This window comes from Enterobacter sp. BIDMC92, from assembly GCF_001030225.1.
Classification (GTDB): domain Bacteria; phylum Pseudomonadota; class Gammaproteobacteria; order Enterobacterales; family Enterobacteriaceae; genus Enterobacter; species Enterobacter sichuanensis.
The window spans coordinates 2084718-2103595 of sequence record NZ_KQ087598.1 but is presented as its reverse complement, the minus strand read 5'-3'; the positions used below and the strand labels follow the sequence as shown (position 1 = coordinate 2103595).

Below are 18878 nucleotides of genomic sequence, written 5' to 3'. Positions count from 1 at the left end.
ATTATGGCAAGGGATCAAGGTCATTTCCGGAAGCGAACCCAAACGCGTTGAAGTGTCAGGAGATTTAAAAGGCGCAAAGCCCAAAAGCACATGTCGGGCTTCGCGCCTGTGACGATCAGTCCATCAGCGTATTCAATGTTTCCAGTGCATCAGGCGGCAGCTGCAGTTCGCCCGCCGCGAGGTTTTGCCGCAGATGCGCCACGGACGAAGTGCCCGGGATCAGCAGGATATTCGGGGAACGTTGCAGCAGCCATGCCAGCGCAACCTGCATTGGCGTTGCACCCAGTGAGTCGGCGACCGCCTGCAGCCCGGAAGATTGCAGTGGCGTAAAGCCGCCTAACGGGAAGAATGGCACATATGCAATCCCCTGCTGCGCCAGCAGATCCACCAGCGCATCGTCCCCCCGGTTCACAATGTTGTACATGTTCTGCACGCACACTACCGGCACCATTTTCTGCGCTTCCGCAACCTGAGTGGCCGTGACGTTGCTCAGGCCAATGTGACGCACCAGCCCCTGCTGCTGGAGCTCTGCCAGGGTGGAAAGCGGTTCAGCAATCGATCCTTCCGCCGGCCCGTGCGCACTAAACATGATCCGCAGATTCACCACGTCCAGCACATCCAGCTGCAGATTACGCAGGTTGTCATGCACCGCCTGCGTCAGCTCCTGTGCGGAAAAGGCAGGTAGCCAGGCACCTTTGCTGTCGCGACGGGCGCCAATTTTGGTCACAATCGTCAGATCGTCCCGGTACGGATGAAGCGCCTCGCGGATCAGCTGGTTAGTCACATGAGGGCCATAAAAATCACTGGTATCAATGTGGTTTACCCCCGCCGCCACGGCTTCACGTAACACCTCCAGCGCGGCATTTTTATCCTTCGGCGGCCCAAAGACGCCCGGCCCGGCCAGCTGCATCGCACCATAACCCAGTCGTTTAACCGTTCGCGTTCCGAGCGCGTATGTCCCGCTTTTATCAATGCTGCTCATGTTGACCTTCCTCATAAAAAATGATCCGGGTTTACAACAGGTTCCCTCACGGGCCCCTGAGTTAAGCGCGAGTTAAATTAAAGTTTAAATTCTCTACGACGATAGTATTGAAGAAACCCTGCATCTTCTCTAACGGACGACCGCTATGCTGAAAAATCTGCACGTGATTACCGGTATTATCTTTGCCCTCACCATATTCTGTCTGTTGCAAGTTGTCACGGGAGGGTTGTTCTACTCTGCCGTCAGTAACGATCGCCATAACTTCCAGAATTCCGGTGTGCTCAACGCTCAGCAGGAAAGCCTGAGCGACAGCGTGAACACGCTGGTGAAAACACGCGTCACCGTGACCCGCGTGGCGATCCGCTACCTGAAAAATCAGCGCGATCCGGCATCCCTTGCGGCGATTAATAAACTGCTCGGCACCGCAGGTGACTCGCTGGCAAAAGCCGAAGCCTATAACAAAGCGTGGCAAAAACTGCCGCAGGTTAACGGCCAGAACGCGGCATTGACCGACGAGATGCAGAAGTCCTGGAACCAGATGCACGAAGTGATGCGTTTGTCGATTGAGTATCTGCGTGCCGACAACTACCAGGCCTATGGCGATCTGGACGCGCAACAGGCGCAGGACGATATGGAAGCGGTCTATAACCGCTGGCGCGCCGAAAACAACACTCTGCTGAAAGCCGCCGCCGAAGAGAATCAGAGCAGCTTCACGCAGATGCAATGGACACTGGCGGCTATCTTGCTGGCCGTTATCGCGGTACTGGTGGTCATCTGGCAGGGTTTACAACACCTGTTGTTAAAACCACTCAACACCATTATGAACCATATTCGCGCGATTGCCGGGGGCGACCTGACGCAGGAAATCACCCTCTCTGGCCGCAATGAGATGGGCCAGCTGGCCGCCGGTCTGCATGAAATGCAGCAATCGCTGGTGACCACCGTCAGCGCCGTACGCGGCAGCACCGATTCCATCTACACCGGTGCAGGCGAAATTGCCGCAGGAAGTAACGATCTTTCCGCCCGTACCGAGCAGCAGGCAGCCTCGCTCGAAGAGACCGCCGCCAGCATGGAAGAGCTGACGGCGACGGTTAAACAGAACTCCGATAACGCCCGTCAGGCGACCCTGCTGGCGAAGAATGCTTCAGAAACGGCGGCGCGCGGCGGTCACGTGGTGGATAACGTGGTTCGCACCATGACCGAAATTGCCGACAGTTCGCAGCAAATTGCGCATATTACCGGCGTGATTGACAGTATCGCATTCCAGACCAACATTCTGGCACTTAACGCAGCGGTGGAAGCCGCCCGCGCCGGGGAGCAGGGTCGCGGTTTTGCGGTGGTCGCAGGTGAAGTCCGTACGCTGGCAAGCCGCAGCGCGCAGGCGGCGAAAGAGATCAAAGGGCTTATCGAAAACTCAGTCAGCCGGGTAAATACCGGTTCTGAGCAGGTCAGCGAGGCTGGCTCCACCATGAAAGAGATTGTCGCCGCCGTCACCCGCGTGACCGATATTATGGGTGAGATTTCCTCTGCGTCTGACGAGCAGAGCCGGGGAATTGAGCAGGTAAGTCTGGCCGTTTCGCAGATGGACAGCGTGACGCAGCAAAACGCCGCGCTGGTGCAGCAATCCGCCACGGCGGCGGCGGCGCTGGAAGATCAGTCCGAACAGCTGCGTCAGGCCGTCGCCGCGTTTCGTCTGAACGGAAAAGAGAAAGCGGTCGCCCCGCGCCCGACGAATGTGAAAACGCCACAGCTGTTGCGACCGGCAACGACAAGCGCGTCTGCCGACAGCAACTGGGAAACCTTCTGAGTCACCGGCGGGCGAGTGTCTCGCCCGCTCTCATTAGCGGCTGCGCTTGGCGTGCCGCTCCCAGTTCTCCTGTTTCGCTTCATCGGATTTGCGCAGCGAGACATAGCATGCCCCGCTGCCGCCGTGATGCGGCAGCGCCTCGCAGAAAGCCTGCACTTCCCCGAACTCGGTCAACCAGCGCGCCAGATAGCTGCGCACGACATTCGCATGTGAGCTCTGCTCGCGCCCTTTCCCATGAATGATAATCAGGTTACGTAACCCGTCGCGCCCGGCCTGGCGAATAAACGAAAACAGCATCTGACGGCAGCGTTCGGCGGGCTGGCGCAGGAGATTTAAGCTGGCCTGGCGGGAGTATTTACCCGATCGCAGCTTATCGATAACGCCCTGCTGTACCCCATCGCGCCGGAACGCCAGAGGCTCGTCAAGGGGCACCAGTTCAAGAAAACCCAGCGTCAGGAAGTTATCCAGCTGTTCACTATCTACCTTCTCGCGCACCCGCGTATTGCGGCTCGGCTGCCAGTGAATATCCGGGCCGCGCTTCAGGGGCTGGACATCCTCCATGGCGTCAAGAAAATAAGATTTGTCGTCAGGGTTCATGGACATCCTCCGGCTACAACTAAGGAGGGTACTATACCTGCGCCGGGAAGAGGCCTCAATCACCGTTAACCGCCGTCGCGCGACATAAATATTAACCCGATGAATATATATAGTATTTATAAAAGACGCTTTAATCTGACTTAACTTAAATTTCAGCGAGCGTAAAATAAGTGATTTGTGTTAAAAATTCGTAAAATCAAATACTCAACCCTCTTCCCTTTTTCGGGAAAGGTGTTATACCTAAATATACCTGCTTCATGGATATAATACTCAGGACTGGCGAAAGGACGCACTGCTGTGTGTACTGGAGGGTCTGTCAGATGTCGGACAGACCCTGTTTTTTTACGTTCTCTTTCTCACGCCGCGACTATTTTTCGCGCTTCTCTTCGGAATTGCGTAATTAAAGATTCGGCCAGGGGTGTTTGACGGGAATCACGGCGCTGAATTAAATAATATGCCGCTTTTGGAAGCGATTCGACAACCGGCAACATCACCAGGCGATGCGCCAGCAGCGGGTCACAGCCCAGTTCCTGCGGCAGAATGCTTAAAAAATCACTTTGCGCCACCAGGCTAATACAGGAGGAGAATGTTTCGCAGACAACCCCTATTCGCGGTATTTGCGCGCGATGGCTAAATACCTCTTCCAGTTGCTTATAATAACTTCCCCGCGGCGTCGGCATTGTCCAGTTATAATGCAGCAGTTCATTAATTGAGGTTGCTTTGGTAGCCGGATGTCCTTCCCGGCAAAATACCGCAAACGACTTTTCGAAGAGTTTTTCAAACGTAAACTCGTGGTCATAAGGCCCCTGATAATAGGTATTGATGGTGAAATCGAGCTCACCCTGGCGTAATTCATTGATCATCGACACCAGCTGCCCTTCCATAATCCGCACCTTGACCTGCGGATGCTGCGCGTGAAAGCGGGAGATCACTGCGGGCATCAGGCTGCGTGAAACGCTGGCCCCCATCCCGATATTGATCTGCCCGGCCAGCTCCCCCTGCCGCTGACGGATGTCATCCTGCGCCGCGCGCAGCTCTTCCAGAATCAACTTCGCGCGCTGGTAGAAGCCCTCCCCGCATTCGGTCAACGCAACGCCCTTACTCCTGCGCACGAAAAGCTGCGCCGCCATGCCCTCCTCCAGCTCTTTGATGGATTTGGTCAGCGCCGGCTGCGAAAGATTCAGCGTCCTGCTGGCACCGCGAATGCTGCCCTGACGAGCGACTTCGACAAACGCCCGGATTTGATGAAATTTAATCTGAAATGACATAGCCCGATCGATAACCGTTGTTTATCAGAGTAAAGAAACTGTCATCTACTTTAATGGAAAGGGATGTGCGAGGGTAATTCCTGAACGGTTAAAACTGTGAAAAAACGGTTAGTGATAAGTAAAAACTATCACAGCGTGAAGCAGTTCACATATTTTAATGATGACAGGAACAGATATGGACACACTGACGCAGTACATCCAGACCCTAACCCCGCAGCTGAGCGCATGGCGTCGCGATTTTCACCAGTTTGCTGAATCCGGCTGGGTGGAATTTCGTACCGCGGCGAAGGTCGCAGAAACCCTGGACTCGCTGGGTTATGAGCTGGCGATGGGTCGCGACGTGGTGGATGCCGAAAGCCGGATGGGCCTGCCCGATGAGGCCACCCTGGCGCGAGAATTTGCCCGCGCCCGTGCGCAGGGCGCGCCGGAGAAATGGCTGGCGCCGTTTGAGGGCGGGTTTACCGGGATTGTCGCGACCCTGAATACCGGCCGCCCGGGCCCAACCCTGGCATTTCGCGTGGACATGGATGCCCTGGATTTAAGCGAAGCACACGATCAAAGCCACCGCCCGTTCCGCGACGGGTTTGCCTCCTGCAATCCCGGGATGATGCACGCCTGCGCACACGACGGCCACACTACGATTGGTCTGGGGCTGGCGCAGGTACTTAAGCAGAATGACGCGCAGCTCAGCGGCACCCTCAAGCTGATCTTCCAGCCTGCAGAAGAAGGGACGCGCGGCGCGCGTGCCATGGTGGCCGCCGGAGCGCTGGATGACGTGGACTATTTCACCGCCATCCATATTGGCACCGGCGTGCCTGCCGGGACGGTGATCTGCGGCAGCGATAATTTTATGGCGACCACCAAATTTGACGTGAACTTTACCGGCGTGGCCGCACACGCCGGCGGCAAACCGGAGGACGGACGTAATGCCCTGCTCGCCGCCGCGCAGGCCGCCATCGCGTTACACAGCATCGCCCCGCACAGCGAAGGCGCATCCCGGGTGAACGTCGGGGTGATGCAGGCAGGCAGCGGGCGCAACGTGGTGCCCGCCAATGCCCTGATAAAGGTTGAAACGCGCGGCGAAAACGAAGCGATTAACCAGTATGTCTTTGAACGGGCGCAGGCGGTCATTACCGGCGCGGCGGCGCTCTACGGCGTTAAGGCAGAGATGCGCCTGATGGGTGCTGCCACCGCCAGCTCGCCGACACCCGCCTGGGTTGATTATCTGCGCGAACAGGCCAGCCAGGTTCCGGGGGTGGTTCACGCCATCGACAAGGTCAAAGCGCCAGCAGGCTCCGAAGATGCCACGCTGATGATGGCCCGCGTGCAGCAAAACGGCGGCATGGCGTCCTATATGGTGTTTGGCACGGAGTTGAGCGCCGGACATCACAATGAAAAATTCGACTTCGATGAGCAGGTCATGACGGTCGCCATCGAAACGCTGGCGCGGACGGCGCTCAATTTCCCGTGGACGCGAGGTGTGTAATGCAGGACAACTACGCTTTTATTGCCGATGCGATCGACACGCGATGTCGCACGTTAACCGACATCGCCGATGCGATCTGGGATCATCCTGAAACCCGCTTTGAAGAGTTCTGGTCCGCCGAACGGCTCGCCAGCGCGCTGGAAGCCGAAGGTTTCACCCTCACGCGCGAGGCGGGCGGCATTCCCAACGCCTTTATTGCCAGCTTCGGCAGCGGAAAACCGGTTATCGCCCTGCTGGGTGAATACGATGCGCTGGCCGGGTTAAGCCAGCAGGCACACTGTGCGACACCACAATCCGCCACGCCGGGGGCTAACGGCCACGGCTGCGGGCATAATCTGCTGGGCACCGCAGCCCTTGCCGCGGCGGTCGCGGTAAAAAGCTGGCTGGAGCAGCACGGCGGCGGCGGGACAGTGCGTTTTTACGGCTGTCCTGGTGAGGAAGGCGGCTCCGGGAAAACCTTTATGGTGCGCGAAGGGCTGTTTGACGACGTCGATGCCGCCGTGACCTGGCACCCGGAGGCCTTTGCCGGGATGTTTAACGTCAGCACGCTGGCCAATATTCAGGCCGCCTGGCGTTTTAAGGGGGTGGCGGCACATGCGGCCAACTCTCCGCATCTGGGGCGCAGCGCGCTGGATGCGGTGACGCTGATGACTACCGGCACCAACTTCCTCAACGAGCACATTATTGAGAAAGCGCGCGTCCATTACGCCATTACCGATACCGGCGGGATTTCGCCTAACGTGGTGCAGGCGCAGGCCGAAGTGCTGTACCTGATCCGCGCCCCGGAGATGGCCGATGCGCAGCAAATCTACGAACGTATCGAAAAAATCGCCCAGGGCGCGGCGCTGATGACTGAAACGACCGTCGAGTGCCGCTTTGATAAAGCCTGCTCCAGTTACCTGCCCAACCGCACGCTCGAGGCGGCGATGTATCGCGCCCTGCAGCACTACGGCACGCCGGAGTGGACCGACGAAGAGCGAGAGTTTGCCCGCCAGATCCGCGCCACGCTGACGCCCAACGATCTGCAAAACAGCCTGAAAAATATTGCCGCCACGGGTGGCGAAGCGGGTAAAGCCTTTGCCCGTCGTCATCAGGAGACGCTGCTGGTGGATGAAGTCGCGCCTTATGCCGTCACCGATAACGTGCTGGCGGGTTCAACCGACGTGGGTGACGTCAGCTGGAAAATGCCGGTTGCCCAGTGCTTCAGCCCCTGCTTTACCGTCGGCACGCCGCTGCACACCTGGCAGTTGGTGGCGCAGGGACGAACCTCGATTGCTCACAAAGGGATGCTGCTGGCCGGGAAAGTGATGGGCGCAACCGCGCTGAATCTGCTGCAGGATGCGGCGCTGCTGAAAAAATGCCGTGAAGAGTTTGAACTGCACATACAAGAAAAACCGTACGTGTGTCCGATCCCACCGGGCGTGACACCGTCACCTTTAAAATAAAAAAACACAACACAACAACACAACACTCCCGAGGAACGCCCATGAGTATGTCATCCATACCTTCGCATTCCCCATCCGGTAAGCTCTATGGCTGGGTTGAAAGGATCGGCAATAAAGTGCCACACCCTTTCCTGCTTTTTATCTATCTGATTGTGATATTGATGGTTGCCACCGCCGTGCTCTCCGCCTTTGACGTTAGCGTGCGCAGCCCGGCCGACGGCAGCCTGGTGGCGGTGAAAAATCTGCTGAGCATTGAGGGATTGCACTGGTTTTTACCCAATGTGATTAAAAACTTCAGCGGCTTCGCTCCGCTGGGTGCCATTCTGGCACTGGTGCTGGGGGCCGGGCTCGCGGAGCGCGTGGGCCTGTTACCGGCTCTGATGGTGAAAATGGCCTCTCACGTCAGCGCGCGTTACGCCAGCTACATGGTGCTGTTTATCGCCTTCTTCAGCCATATCTCTTCCGACGCCGCGCTGGTGATCATGCCGCCGATGGGGGCGCTGATCTTCCTCGCCGTCGGGCGTCACCCGGTGGCGGGACTGCTGTCGGCGATTGCCGGCGTCGGATGCGGTTTTACCGCCAATTTGCTGATTGTTACTACCGATGTTCTGCTGTCCGGCATCAGTACCGAGGCGGCGAAAACCCTCGATGCGGCCATGCACGTCAGCGTGATCGACAACTGGTACTTTATGGCAAGCTCGGTCATTGTCCTGACGATTGTCGGCGGGCTGATTACCGATAAAATCATTGAGCCGCGTCTGGGGAAATGGGAAGGCCGTAGCGATGAAAAACTGGAGACGCTGAGTAAAGAACAGCGCTTCGGCCTGCGCGTGGCGGGCGTTGTCTCGCTGGCCTTTATCGCGCTGGTGGCATTGATGGTGGTGCCGGAAAACGGGATATTACGCGATCCCGTTAAACATACCGTCCTGCCCTCGCCGTTTATCCAGGGCATTGTGCCGCTGATTATTCTCTTCTTCTTTGTCGTCTCTCTTGCTTATGGTATCGCCACCGGCAAAATCCGCCGCCAGGGCGATCTGCCGCAGCTGATGATCGAGCCGATGAAAGAGATGGCTGGCTTTATCGTGATGGTGTTCCCGCTGGCGCAGTTTGTGGCCATGTTTAACTGGAGCAACATGGGCAAGTTTATGGCCGTTGGCCTGACCGACGCGCTGGAAGCTGCCGGGCTAAGCGGCGTACCGGCGTTTGTCGGCCTGGCGCTGCTCTCGTCGCTGCTGTGCATGTTCATCGCGAGCGGCTCCGCTATCTGGTCGATTCTGGCGCCGATCTTCGTACCGATGTTTATGATGCTTGGGTTCCACCCGGCCTTCGCGCAGATCCTGTTCCGCATCGCAGATTCCTCAGTCATTCCCCTTGCGCCGGTTTCGCCGTTTGTTCCGCTGTTTTTAGGCTTCCTGCAGCGCTATAAACCCGAGGCGAAACTGGGTACCTACTATTCGCTGGTTTTACCCTATCCGCTTATCTTTTTAGGGGTATGGCTGGTGATGTTAGTGGCGTGGTATCTTGTCGGCCTGCCGATTGGACCGGGGATCTACCCGAGGCTGAACTAAAGGAATGAAGATGCTGAGATTACTCGAAGATAAGATTGCGACGCCGCTTGGGCCGCTGTGGGTGATCGCCGACGAGCAGGGTTGTCTGCGCGCGGTTGAGTGGGAAGAGCACAGCGACCGCATGGAAGAACTGCTCGATATCCACTACCGCGTACAGGGGTATGAACGTATCCGCGCCACCAACCCGGGCGGACTGAGCGACAAGCTTACGGCGTACTTCGAAGGCGATCTCAGCATCATTGACAGCCTGCCAACCGCCACGGCCGGGACGCCTTTTCAGCGCGAAGTGTGGCAGGCGCTGCGGGCCATTCCCTGCGGACAGGTCATGCATTATGGGCAGCTCGCGGAGCAACTCGGTCGCGCCGGGGCAGCACGCGCAGTGGGGGCCGCGAATGGCGCTAACCCGGTCAGCATTGTGGTGCCCTGTCATCGCGTGATTGGCCGCAACGGTACCCTCACCGGCTATGCCGGCGGGGTGCAGCGAAAAGAGTGGTTACTGCGTCACGAGGGGTATCTCTTGCTGTAATTCCCAGGCTTTTTGTGCTTAATTTTCTTCCGGTTAGGCTAAAAATCCATAATCAAGCTGTGGAATTTCAAGAAGATGGCGACATGATGCCGTCTCTTGTCCTTATTGAGGGTTTGTCAGGCTTACGTACTTACCAAAAAGATGTTAAAATTGACCAATATCAATTAAGGCTTGAGCAAACCTATGATCCCGGAAAAGCGAATTATACGACGCATTCAGTCTGGCGGTTGTGCTATCCATTGCCAGGATTGCAGCATCAGCCAGCTCTGTATCCCGTTTACCCTGAATGAACACGAACTTGATCAGCTTGATAATATCATCGAGCGTAAAAAGCCGATTCAGAAAGGGCAGACGCTGTTTAAAGCCGGAGACGAACTGAAATCGCTCTATGCTATCCGTTCTGGCACCATCAAGAGCTACACCATCACCGAACAGGGTGACGAGCAGATCACCGGCTTCCATCTGGCAGGCGACCTGGTGGGCTTTGATGCCATTGGCACGGGTCACCATCCGAGCTTTGCTCAGGCCCTTGAAACCTCAATGGTTTGCGAGATCCCGTTTGAAACCCTGGACGATCTGTCCGGCAAGATGCCTAACCTGCGTCAGCAGATGATGCGTCTGATGAGCGGTGAGATCAAAGGCGATCAGGACATGATCCTGCTGCTTTCCAAGAAGAATGCAGAAGAGCGTCTGGCGGCGTTTATCTATAACCTCTCCCGCCGCTTTGCCGAGCGTGGTTTCTCTCCGCGTGAATTCCGTCTGACCATGACCCGTGGCGATATCGGTAACTACCTGGGCCTGACCGTGGAAACCATTAGCCGTCTGCTGGGTCGTTTCCAGAAAAGTGGAATGCTGGCCGTTAAAGGTAAATACATCACCATCGAAAACGGTGAAGCGCTGGCCGTTCTTGCCGGGCATGCCCGCAACGTGGCATAACGCCCCGCAGATAACCTGCCAGATCCATAAATTTCCATGATTTATGGATCTGGCATATAACACGTCCGTTCACTGACATTTTCACCGCAGTACGTCACCACACAGTAACCTGGAAGGTTCTCGTTGAGGTTATGAATTGAGAGAAAGTTTGTTTTTCGTTTCAGTCGTGATTGCCTCAGTGACCTTTATCTTCATCTGGATCATGCTTGTCGGCCCAATGAAGGGGGAAGAAAAAACCTATGTTCAGGATTCCACGACGTTTGCGATAGTGGTGATGGTACTGCTGTTTATTGCGTTTATCGCAGTCACCGCGACGGTGCTGTTTCTCTGATATATTTTCATGAATTATTGATCTGGCAAAACTTCCCCTCTGTTTCATTCAGGATATATAGGTTACTCTTTTAATTACAGACTGTGGTGACAGTAGTAAGGAGACCTGTATGGCAAAGTATCAAAACATGCTGGTAGCTATCGATCCGAATCAGGACGATCAGCCGGCATTACGACGTGCTGTGTATTTACATCAACGGATTGGTGGCAAAATCAAAGCGTTTTTGCCGATCTATGACTTCTCGTATGAGATGACCACCCTTCTGTCGCCTGACGAGCGCACCGCTATGCGTCAGGGCGTGATCAGCCAGCGTACCGCGTGGATCCGCGAACAGGCTAAATATTACCTGGAAGCGGGTGTGCCCATTGATATTAAAGTGGTGTGGCATAACCGGCCTTTCGAAGCCATCATCCAGGAAGTTGTTGCCGGTGGACACGACCTGCTGCTGAAGATGACGCATCAGCATGACAAGCTGGAATCCGTGATCTTCACACCAACCGACTGGCATCTGCTGCGTAAATGCCCTTGCCCGGTCTGGATGGTGAAAGACCAGCCGTGGCCTGAAGGCGGGAAAGCCGTTGTGGCAGTGAATCTCGCCAGCGAAGAGGATTATCACAATTCGCTGAACGAAAAGCTGGTCAAAGAGACTATCCAACTGGCTGACCAGGTTAACCACACCGAAGTGCATCTGGTGGGAGCCTACCCGGTTACCCCGATCAATATCGCCATTGAGCTGCCTGAATTTGACCCGAGCGTGTACAACGACGCGATCCGTGGCCAGCACCTGCTCGCAATGAAAGCGCTGCGCCAGAAATTCAGCATTGATGAAAAAATGACCCACGTGGAGAAAGGCTTGCCTGAAGAGGTGATTCCGGATTTAGCCGAACATCTGCAGGCCGGGATTGTGGTGCTGGGTACCATTGGACGGACCGGGATCTCTGCCGCGTTCCTCGGCAATACCGCTGAACAGGTAATCGATCATCTGCGCTGTGACCTGCTGGTAATCAAGCCGGATGAGTACCAGACGCCGGTTGAGCTGGACGATCCGGAAGACGATTAACCCCTAACGCCCGGCGGCGCAGGCTTGCCGGGCCTACAAAACCGTAGGCCGGGTAAGCGTCAGCGCCACCCGGCAATAAAAAAACCGCCGAATTCGGCGGTTTTTTCGTTTCAACGCAACTTACAATGCTTTCAGAATCGCATCCACGCTGGCTTTGGCATCGCCAAACAGCATGTGGGTGTTCTCTTTGAAGAACAGCGGGTTCTGCACCCCGGCATAGCCAGTATTCATGGAGCGTTTAAACACAATAACGTTCTGCGCCTTCCACACTTCCAGAACCGGCATCCCGGCGATTGGGCTACGCGGATCGTCCTGCGCAGCCGGGTTGACGGTGTCGTTAGCGCCAATGACCAGCACGGTGTCGGTGTCCGAGAAATCGTCGTTGATCTCGTCCATCTCCAGCACGATATCGTAAGGCACTTTCGCTTCCGCAAGCAGCACGTTCATGTGGCCTGGCAGACGCCCTGCCACCGGGTGAATACCAAAACGAACCTTGATGCCACGCGCGCGCAGCTTCTCAGTGATCTCGGCAACCGGATACTGCGCCTGCGCCACTGCCATGCCGTAGCCCGGGGTAATGATGACCGAGTGCGAGTTTTTCAGCATCTCTGCGGTATCTTCCGCGCTGATCTCACGGTGCTCACCCACTTCTTCATCAGCGCCGGTTGAAGAGCCGTCGGAACCAAAACCACCGGCGATAACGCTGATGAACGAACGGTTCATCGCCTTACACATGATGTAAGACAGAATCGCACCCGAAGAACCTACCAGCGCACCGGTAACAATCAGCAGGTCGTTGCTCAGCATGAAACCCGCTGCCGCCGCTGCCCAACCGGAGTAGGAGTTCAGCATGGAGACCACCACTGGCATATCCGCACCACCAATGGAGGCCACCAGGTGCCAGCCAAACGCCAGCGCAATGATCGTCATCACCAGTAACGCCAGTACCTGCAGGCCCACGCTTTCGGTACGCACGAAGACCACCAGCAGCACAAACGAGACCACCAGCGCCGCCAGATTCAGCTTATGACGGTTTGGCAGCATCAGCGGTTTTGAGGAGATCTTCCCGCGCAGTTTGCCGAAGGCGACAATGGAGCCGGTGAAGGTGACCGCACCGATGAAGATACCGAGGAACACTTCCGTCAGGTGGATGTTCACCAGAATCGGTTCCAGACCCGGCGTGTGGTACAGGTAGCTGTTGAAGCCTACCAGCACCGCAGCCAGGCCCACGAAACTGTGAAGAATCGCAACCAGCTCTGGCATCTCGGTCATTTCAACGCGTTTTGCCAGACGAATACCAATCGCCCCACCGATGATCATCGCCACCAGGATCCACGCCACGTTGCCGGTATCCGGCCCGAAGATGGTGGCAATCAGCGCAATCGCCATCCCGGCGATACCAAAGTTATTTCCCTGCTGAGACGTTTCGTGTTTGGAAAGCCCCGCCAGACTGAAAATAAACAGGATTGCAGCAACAATGTATGCGGCTGTCACTAATCCTCCAGACATATGCTACCCCTTAGCCTTTACGAAACATTTTCAGCATGCGCTGAGTCACGGTGAAACCACCGAAAATATTGATACTGGCGATCAGCACTGCGATAAAGCTCAGGAAGCTGATCCAGCCGCCGTGACCAATCTGCAGTAGTGCCCCCACCACGATGATCCCGGAAATGGCGTTGGTCACCGACATCAGCGGCGTATGCAGCGCATGGGAGACGTTCCACACCACGTAGTACCCTACGACACAGGAGAGCGCGAAGACGGTAAAGTGGCCGAGGAACTCTTTCGGGGCGACGTCAGCCAGCCAGCCGAACAGAATAATCGCCAGCGCCATGAGCGCGTATTTACGCCACGGTGACGCCGGTTTGGCAGGCTCTTTCGGCTCAGGTGCCGCTTTTGGCGCTGCCTGAGGCTGGGCCGAGACCTGAATCGGTGGCGCAGGCCAGGTGATTTCACCTTCACGGACTACGGTGACGCCGCGTACCACTACATCGTCAAAATCAACGGCGATGTTGCCGTCTTTCTCTTTACAGAGCAGCTTCAGCAGGTTGACGAGGTTGGTACCGTACAGCTGAGAAGACTGGGTCGGCAGGCGGCCTGGCAGGTCGGTATAACCGATCACCTTCACCCCGTTTGCGGTCGTGGTCACCTGATTCGGTACGGTATATTCACAGTTACCGCCGTTTTGCGCGGCCAGGTCGACAATGACGCTGCCCGGCTTCATGGAATCCACCATTTCACGGGTGATCAGCTTCGGCGCCGGTTTACCCGGAATCAGCGCGGTGGTGACAATAATATCGACATCTTTCGCCTGTGCGGCGAAGAGTGCCATTTCGGCTTTGATAAAGGCTTCGGACATCACCTTCGCGTAACCATCACCGCTCCCCGCTTCCTCCTTAAAGTCCAGCTCAAGGAATTCGGCGCCCATACTCTGGACCTGTTCCTTCACTTCAGGACGGGTGTCAAATGCGCGTACGATAGCGCCCAGACTGTTTGCCGCACCGATGGCGGCAAGACCCGCCACGCCCGCGCCAATCACCATGACTTTTGCCGGCGGGACTTTACCCGCGGCGGTGATTTGACCGGTAAAGAATCGACCAAATTCGTGGGCGGCTTCCACAATAGCGCGGTAACCGGCAATGTTTGCCATGGAGCTTAAGGCATCCAGCGACTGCGCACGCGAAATACGCGGCACGGAGTCCATCGCCATCACCGTCACGCCACGGGCCGCCAGCTTCTCCATCAGTTCAGGATTTTGCGCAGGCCAGATAAAGCTCACCAGCGTCGTCCCTGGATTCAACAGCGCAATCTCACTCTCTTCCGGTGCGTTGACCTTCAGAATAACCGGCGACTGCCAGACGTCAGCACCGTCGACCACCTCCGCACCAGCCTGGATAAAAGCATCGTCATCGAAACTCGCCAGTTTGCCTGCGCCGCTTTCAACTGCGACGGTAAAACCCAGTTTCAGCAGTTGCTCCACCGTTTTCGGTGTTGCCGCTACGCGGGTTTCATTGGCTAACCGTTCTTTTGGTACCCCAATACGCATAGTTTTCCCTTCCATCGGTTTTTGATGATGGTTTATCGATAAATGCCCGCGGTTTGTATCAATTTTCGCCAACGCACGCGCGACGCGAGATGATTAACCCCGGAAAATAAAACAGTAACAAACTGTCTATAACCTACTGAAAATAGCGCCCGTGATCTACCGCCAGAAAACACTATTTCTTACTTTATCTGTGAAAAATAAGCGATCGGCGTCACTGACAGTGATATTTACCTTAAATTCTTCGCCAGAACCGATAAATCGCGCAAGCGAAGCGGTAAAAACATGATATAGCGCCATAAGAGAACAACTTATTAACATTAAATTAACTTGTAAAAGTCATAAGCTTTATCAGTTTTACTTGTCAAACGCCTGTTTTTTCAACATATCACTAAATGTTATCGAATTCGGTGATTCAGTGAGCACAGGCTGTGAAAAATGGCGCAGACAGCAACAGGTTTTAAATGCAATAATCGGGACCGTCTCAAATTAACAACAATACCAGTACATGGTTTGCGCAAGGCGAAGGATTATTTTTATGAAGCTTAAGAACACACTCCTGGCGTCCGCACTTCTTTCCGCGACCGCCCTGTCTGCGAATGCCGCAACAGAGTTAACGCCGGAGCAAGCGGCAGCGTTAAAACCTTTTGACCATACGGTCATTGTGGGTCGTTATAATTCTATTGGCGATGCCGTCGCCGCTGCATCAAAAGCCGCTGATAAAAACGGGGCGGCCTCGTTTTACGTTGTTGACCAGTCTGACTATGGCAACAGCGGTAACCAGCGTGTGACCATTGCGCTGTACAAAGACAATGCGCCAAAAGCTGACGCACCGAAAAACCGCGTGATCAACGGTGTCGTTGAGTTGCCGAAAGATCAGGCGATTGAGCTGGAACCTTACGACACGGTTACCGTTCAGGGCTTCTATCGCAGCCAGCCTGAAGTGAACGATGCCATCACCAAAGCCGCGAAAGCGAAAGGAGCATACTCTTTCTACATCGTGCGTCAGGTCGATGCCAACCAGGGCGGCAACCAGCGTATTACCGCATTCATCTATAAAGAAGATGCGAAAAAACGTGTTCTGCAAAGCCCGGATGCGATCCCGGCTGATTCAGAAGCGGGTCGCGCAGCGCTGGCGAAAGGCGGCGAAGAAGCGAAGAAAGTTGAAATCCCTGGCGTAGCAACCTCTGCTGCACCAAGTGCTGAAGTGGGCCGTTTCTTTGAAACGCAATCCACAAAAGGTGGCCGTTATTCCGTGACGCTGCCAGACGGCACCAAAATTGAAGAGCTGAACAAAGCCACTGCTGCGCAGATGGTGCCGTTCGACAGCATCAAGTTTACCGGCAACTACGGCAACATGACGGAAGTCTCTTATCAGGTCGCGAAGCGTGCGGCGAAGAAAGGGGCGAAGTACTACCATATCACCCGCCAGTGGCAGGAACGTGGTAACAACGTGACCATCAGCGCCGATCTGTACAAGTAACAAAACCGTTTACGAAAGGCGGCGCAATGCCGCCTTTTTTGTTACTTTTTTTGAATTTCTGCCACACGTCATTGCATGCTTTCGTTACACTCCGTAAAATCCCGCGCCTTAGTGTGATCCACCATTTTTATGCGCCTGTGCGAAATAATTATTCTGGATTTGGACCTTTCATAACAGGAAGCCAATGGAAAAGAAACTTGGCCTGAGTGCTCTGACTGCACTCGTTTTAAGCTCGATGCTGGGTGCGGGCGTATTCAGTTTGCCGCAAAACATGGCGGCCGTCGCAAGCCCTGCCGCACTGCTCATTGGCTGGGGCATTACGGGCGTTGGAATAATGCTGCTGGCCTTCGCCATGCTGCTGCTCACCCGCATTCGCCCCGATCTGGACGGCGGGATTTTCACCTATGCCCGTGAAGGTTTCGGCGAGCTGATTGGCTTCTGTTCCGCGTGGGGATACTGGCTGTGTGCGGTTATCGCCAATGTCTCTTATCTGGTTATTGTCTTTTCGGCGCTCAGTTTCTTTACCGATACCCCAGCGCTGCGCCTCTTTGGCGACGGCAATACCTGGCAGTCTATTGTCGGCGCCTCGGTGTTGCTGTGGTTCGTCCACTGGCTGGTGCTGCGTGGCGTACAAACCGCCGCCAGCATTAACCTGGTCGCGACCCTCGCGAAGCTGGTTCCGCTTGGCCTGTTTATCGTTCTGGCCTTTATCGCGTTTCGTCTCGACGTGTTTACGCTCGATTTCAGCGGCATGGCGCTTGGCGTCCCGGTCTGGGAGCAGGTGAAAAATACGATGCTGATCACCCTGTGGGTGTTTATCGGGGTTGAAGGCGCGGTCGTGGTGTCAGCACGTGCCCGCAATAAACGTGACGTTGGCCGTGCAACGCTGCTGGCCGTGCTGGCGGCGCTGGGAGTGTATCTGCTGGTCACGCTGCTGTCGCTGGGCGTGGTGGCGCGTCCTGAGCTGGCCGAAATGCGTAACCCGTCAATGGCCGGACTGATGGTGAAAATGCTCGGTCCCTGGGGCGATGTGGTGATTGCTGCGGGCCTGATTATCTCCGTCTGCGGGGCTTACCTGAGCTGGACCATCATGGCGGCGGAAGTACCGTTCCTGGCCTCTACGCACAAAGCATTTCCTCGCCTGTTTGCGCGTCAGAACAAAAATAATGCGCCTGCCGCGTCACTGTGGCTGACCAACATCAGCGTTCAGGTCTGCCTGGTGCTGATCTGGCTCACAGGTTCAGACTATAACACCCTGTTGACCATCGCCTCGGAAATGATTCTGGTACCCTATTTCTTAGTGGGCGCCTATTTGTTAAAAATTGCCACACGCCCGGTGCATTATGTCGTGGGTGTCGGAGCCTGTATTTACGGCCTGTGGTTGTTGTATGCTTCCGGGCCTATGCATCTGCTGCTGTCGGTGGTGTTGTACGCGCCGGGGCTACTGGTGTTTATCTACGCCCGCCACACGCATCAGCTGGAGAATGCGCTGAAACGCCGCGAAATGGCATTAATTGGACTGTTACTGGTTGCTGCCGTACCGGCAACCTGGATGTTGATGGGATAGCATCGCCTTTCCCATTGTTGAACTGCAAAGGAGAATACGATGGGAAATGCACAGCTTCGTCCAATACTGATCACCGGTGGAGGCCGTCGAATCGGCCTCGCCCTCGCCCATCATTTTCTTAACCTTCGCCAGCCGGTCATTGTCAGCTACCGTACCGAATATCCGTCAATTGAAGGCCTGCGCAAAGCCGGGGCGGTTTGCATTCAGGCTGATTTTTCAACCGATGACGGCATTCTGGCCTTTGCGGAAAAGGTGAAATCCACCACCACGGCTCTGCGTGCGGTGATCCATAACGCCAGCGCATGGCAGGCCGAAAAGTCCGGCACATCACTCAGCGAAACGCTCTCCGCCATGCTGCAGATCCACGTCAACGCGCCTTATCTGCTTAACCATGCGCTACAGGATCTACTGCGCGGGCATGGACATGCTGCGGGCGATATCATTCACTTCACCGATTATGTGGTAGAGCGTGGAAGCGACAAGCACATCGCCTACGCGGCCAGTAAAGCCGCACTGGATAACATGACGCGCTCGTTTGCCCGTAAACTCGCCCCGGAGGTGAAGGTCAACGCCATCGCCCCGGCGATGATTTTGTTCAACGAAAACGATGATGCAGAGTACCGTCAGCAGGCGCTGAATAAGTCGCTCATGAAAATTGCGCCGGGTGAAAAAGAGGTGATCGACCTGGTGGATTACCTGCTCACCAGTTGCTATGTCACCGGCAGAACCTTTGCCGTGGACGGCGGCCGGCCGCTGCGCTAGTGAAAATATCGGAA

General features: G+C 55.7%; 16 protein-coding genes. 11 read left to right on the top strand and 5 right to left on the bottom strand.

The features are described 5' to 3' along the window. Positions 1-115 precede the first annotated feature (115 nt). Positions 116-982 (bottom strand): aldo/keto reductase family oxidoreductase, encoded by an 867-nt coding sequence (locus tag SP99_RS09770; RefSeq protein ID WP_047958414.1) that lies wholly within the window; start codon positions 980-982, stop codon positions 116-118. 145 nt (positions 983-1127) lie between these two features. Here SP99_RS09770 and tcp point away from each other — a divergent pair, with 145 nt between their 5' ends. Continuing rightward, positions 1128-2789: a methyl-accepting chemotaxis citrate transducer gene (gene tcp, locus SP99_RS09765; protein ID WP_025758580.1), complete on the top strand. Its 1662-nt coding sequence runs from the start codon at positions 1128-1130 to the stop codon at positions 2787-2789. A 33-nt stretch (positions 2790-2822) separates the two neighbouring features. On the opposite strand, the gene smrA is transcribed toward tcp, so the two are convergent. Further along, positions 2823-3386, bottom strand: coding sequence for a DNA endonuclease SmrA (gene smrA / locus SP99_RS09760; RefSeq protein ID WP_047958413.1), 564 nt, complete (start codon positions 3384-3386; stop codon positions 2823-2825). 356 nt (positions 3387-3742) lie between these two features. Next, complete coding sequence (locus SP99_RS09755; protein ID WP_025758577.1) at positions 3743-4654, bottom strand: LysR family transcriptional regulator; 912 nt, start codon at positions 4652-4654, stop codon at positions 3743-3745. Between the two features lie 175 nt (positions 4655-4829). Here SP99_RS09755 and SP99_RS09750 point away from each other — a divergent pair, with 175 nt between their 5' ends. The 7 genes from SP99_RS09750 (at position 4830) to uspE (ending at position 12006) form a co-directional block, all read left to right on the top strand. Beyond that, on the top strand, positions 4830-6140 hold the full coding sequence (locus SP99_RS09750) for a M20 family metallo-hydrolase (RefSeq protein ID WP_045284902.1): 1311 nt from the start codon (positions 4830-4832) through the stop codon (positions 6138-6140). Continuing rightward, on the top strand, positions 6140-7585 hold the full coding sequence (locus SP99_RS09745) for a M20 family metallopeptidase (RefSeq protein ID WP_047958412.1): 1446 nt from the start codon (positions 6140-6142) through the stop codon (positions 7583-7585). Before SP99_RS09750 ends, SP99_RS09745 begins: the two co-directional genes overlap by 1 nt. Before the next feature lie 41 nt (positions 7586-7626). Continuing rightward, positions 7627-9153 (top strand): p-aminobenzoyl-glutamate transporter, encoded by a 1527-nt coding sequence (gene abgT / locus SP99_RS09740; RefSeq protein WP_045284904.1) that lies wholly within the window; start codon positions 7627-7629, stop codon positions 9151-9153. 10 nt (positions 9154-9163) lie between these two features. Beyond that, a complete protein-coding gene (ogt, locus tag SP99_RS09735) occupies positions 9164-9679 on the top strand; it encodes a methylated-DNA--[protein]-cysteine S-methyltransferase (RefSeq protein ID WP_025758573.1) in 516 nt (171 codons plus the stop codon). A 183-nt stretch (positions 9680-9862) separates the two neighbouring features. Further along, complete coding sequence (fnr, locus tag SP99_RS09730) at positions 9863-10615, top strand: fumarate/nitrate reduction transcriptional regulator Fnr (protein ID WP_006174991.1); 753 nt, start codon at positions 9863-9865, stop codon at positions 10613-10615. Positions 10616-10763: 148 nt separating this feature from the next. Beyond that, positions 10764-10946 (top strand): hypothetical protein, encoded by a 183-nt coding sequence (locus tag SP99_RS09725; RefSeq protein ID WP_224752873.1) that lies wholly within the window; start codon positions 10764-10766, stop codon positions 10944-10946. Positions 10947-11055: 109 nt separating this feature from the next. Continuing rightward, positions 11056-12006, top strand: a complete 951-nt coding sequence (gene uspE, locus SP99_RS09720; RefSeq protein WP_025758570.1) for a universal stress protein UspE — start codon at positions 11056-11058, stop codon at positions 12004-12006. A gap of 120 nt (positions 12007-12126) precedes the next feature. On the opposite strand, the gene pntB is transcribed toward uspE, so the two are convergent. Beyond that, complete coding sequence (gene pntB, locus SP99_RS09715) at positions 12127-13515, bottom strand: Re/Si-specific NAD(P)(+) transhydrogenase subunit beta (RefSeq protein ID WP_025758569.1); 1389 nt, start codon at positions 13513-13515, stop codon at positions 12127-12129. A 10-nt stretch (positions 13516-13525) separates the two neighbouring features. Next, positions 13526-15055, bottom strand: a complete 1530-nt coding sequence (gene pntA, locus SP99_RS09710) for a Re/Si-specific NAD(P)(+) transhydrogenase subunit alpha (protein ID WP_047958411.1) — start codon at positions 15053-15055, stop codon at positions 13526-13528. A 535-nt stretch (positions 15056-15590) separates the two neighbouring features. Between pntA and ydgH the strand changes: the two genes are divergently transcribed. The 3 genes from ydgH to folM all read left to right on the top strand — a co-directional run bounded on the left by ydgH (position 15591) and on the right by folM (position 18864). Then, the gene (gene ydgH, locus SP99_RS09705; protein ID WP_047958410.1) at positions 15591-16535 is read left to right on the top strand and encodes a DUF1471 family protein YdgH; all 945 of its coding nucleotides are present in this window, start codon (positions 15591-15593) and stop codon (positions 16533-16535) included. Positions 16536-16719: 184 nt separating this feature from the next. Continuing rightward, the gene (locus SP99_RS09700) at positions 16720-18102 is read left to right on the top strand and encodes an amino acid permease (RefSeq protein WP_025758565.1); all 1383 of its coding nucleotides are present in this window, start codon (positions 16720-16722) and stop codon (positions 18100-18102) included. Positions 18103-18141: 39 nt separating this feature from the next. Next, on the top strand, positions 18142-18864 hold the full coding sequence (folM, locus tag SP99_RS09695) for a dihydromonapterin reductase (RefSeq protein ID WP_047958409.1): 723 nt from the start codon (positions 18142-18144) through the stop codon (positions 18862-18864). The last annotated feature ends 14 nt before the right edge of the window (positions 18865-18878 follow it).

Coding starts and splice junctions, on each gene's coding strand:
- SP99_RS09745 (WP_047958412.1), top strand. CDS start 6,140: ATGCAGGACAACTACGCTTTTATTGCCGATGCGATCGACACGCGATGT.
- fnr (WP_006174991.1), top strand. CDS start 9,863: ATGATCCCGGAAAAGCGAATTATACGACGCATTCAGTCTGGCGGTTGT.
- SP99_RS09750 (WP_045284902.1), top strand. CDS start 4,830: ATGGACACACTGACGCAGTACATCCAGACCCTAACCCCGCAGCTGAGC.
- ydgH (WP_047958410.1), top strand. CDS start 15,591: ATGAAGCTTAAGAACACACTCCTGGCGTCCGCACTTCTTTCCGCGACC.
- SP99_RS09770 (WP_047958414.1), bottom strand. CDS start 982: ATGAGCAGCATTGATAAAAGCGGGACATACGCGCTCGGAACGCGAACG.
- folM (WP_047958409.1), top strand. CDS start 18,142: ATGGGAAATGCACAGCTTCGTCCAATACTGATCACCGGTGGAGGCCGT.
- SP99_RS09755 (WP_025758577.1), bottom strand. CDS start 4,654: ATGTCATTTCAGATTAAATTTCATCAAATCCGGGCGTTTGTCGAAGTC.
- ogt (WP_025758573.1), top strand. CDS start 9,164: ATGCTGAGATTACTCGAAGATAAGATTGCGACGCCGCTTGGGCCGCTG.
- uspE (WP_025758570.1), top strand. CDS start 11,056: ATGGCAAAGTATCAAAACATGCTGGTAGCTATCGATCCGAATCAGGAC.
- pntB (WP_025758569.1), bottom strand. CDS start 13,515: ATGTCTGGAGGATTAGTGACAGCCGCATACATTGTTGCTGCAATCCTG.
- SP99_RS09700 (WP_025758565.1), top strand. CDS start 16,720: ATGGAAAAGAAACTTGGCCTGAGTGCTCTGACTGCACTCGTTTTAAGC.
- smrA (WP_047958413.1), bottom strand. CDS start 3,386: ATGAACCCTGACGACAAATCTTATTTTCTTGACGCCATGGAGGATGTC.
- pntA (WP_047958411.1), bottom strand. CDS start 15,055: ATGCGTATTGGGGTACCAAAAGAACGGTTAGCCAATGAAACCCGCGTA.
- abgT (WP_045284904.1), top strand. CDS start 7,627: ATGAGTATGTCATCCATACCTTCGCATTCCCCATCCGGTAAGCTCTAT.
- tcp (WP_025758580.1), top strand. CDS start 1,128: ATGCTGAAAAATCTGCACGTGATTACCGGTATTATCTTTGCCCTCACC.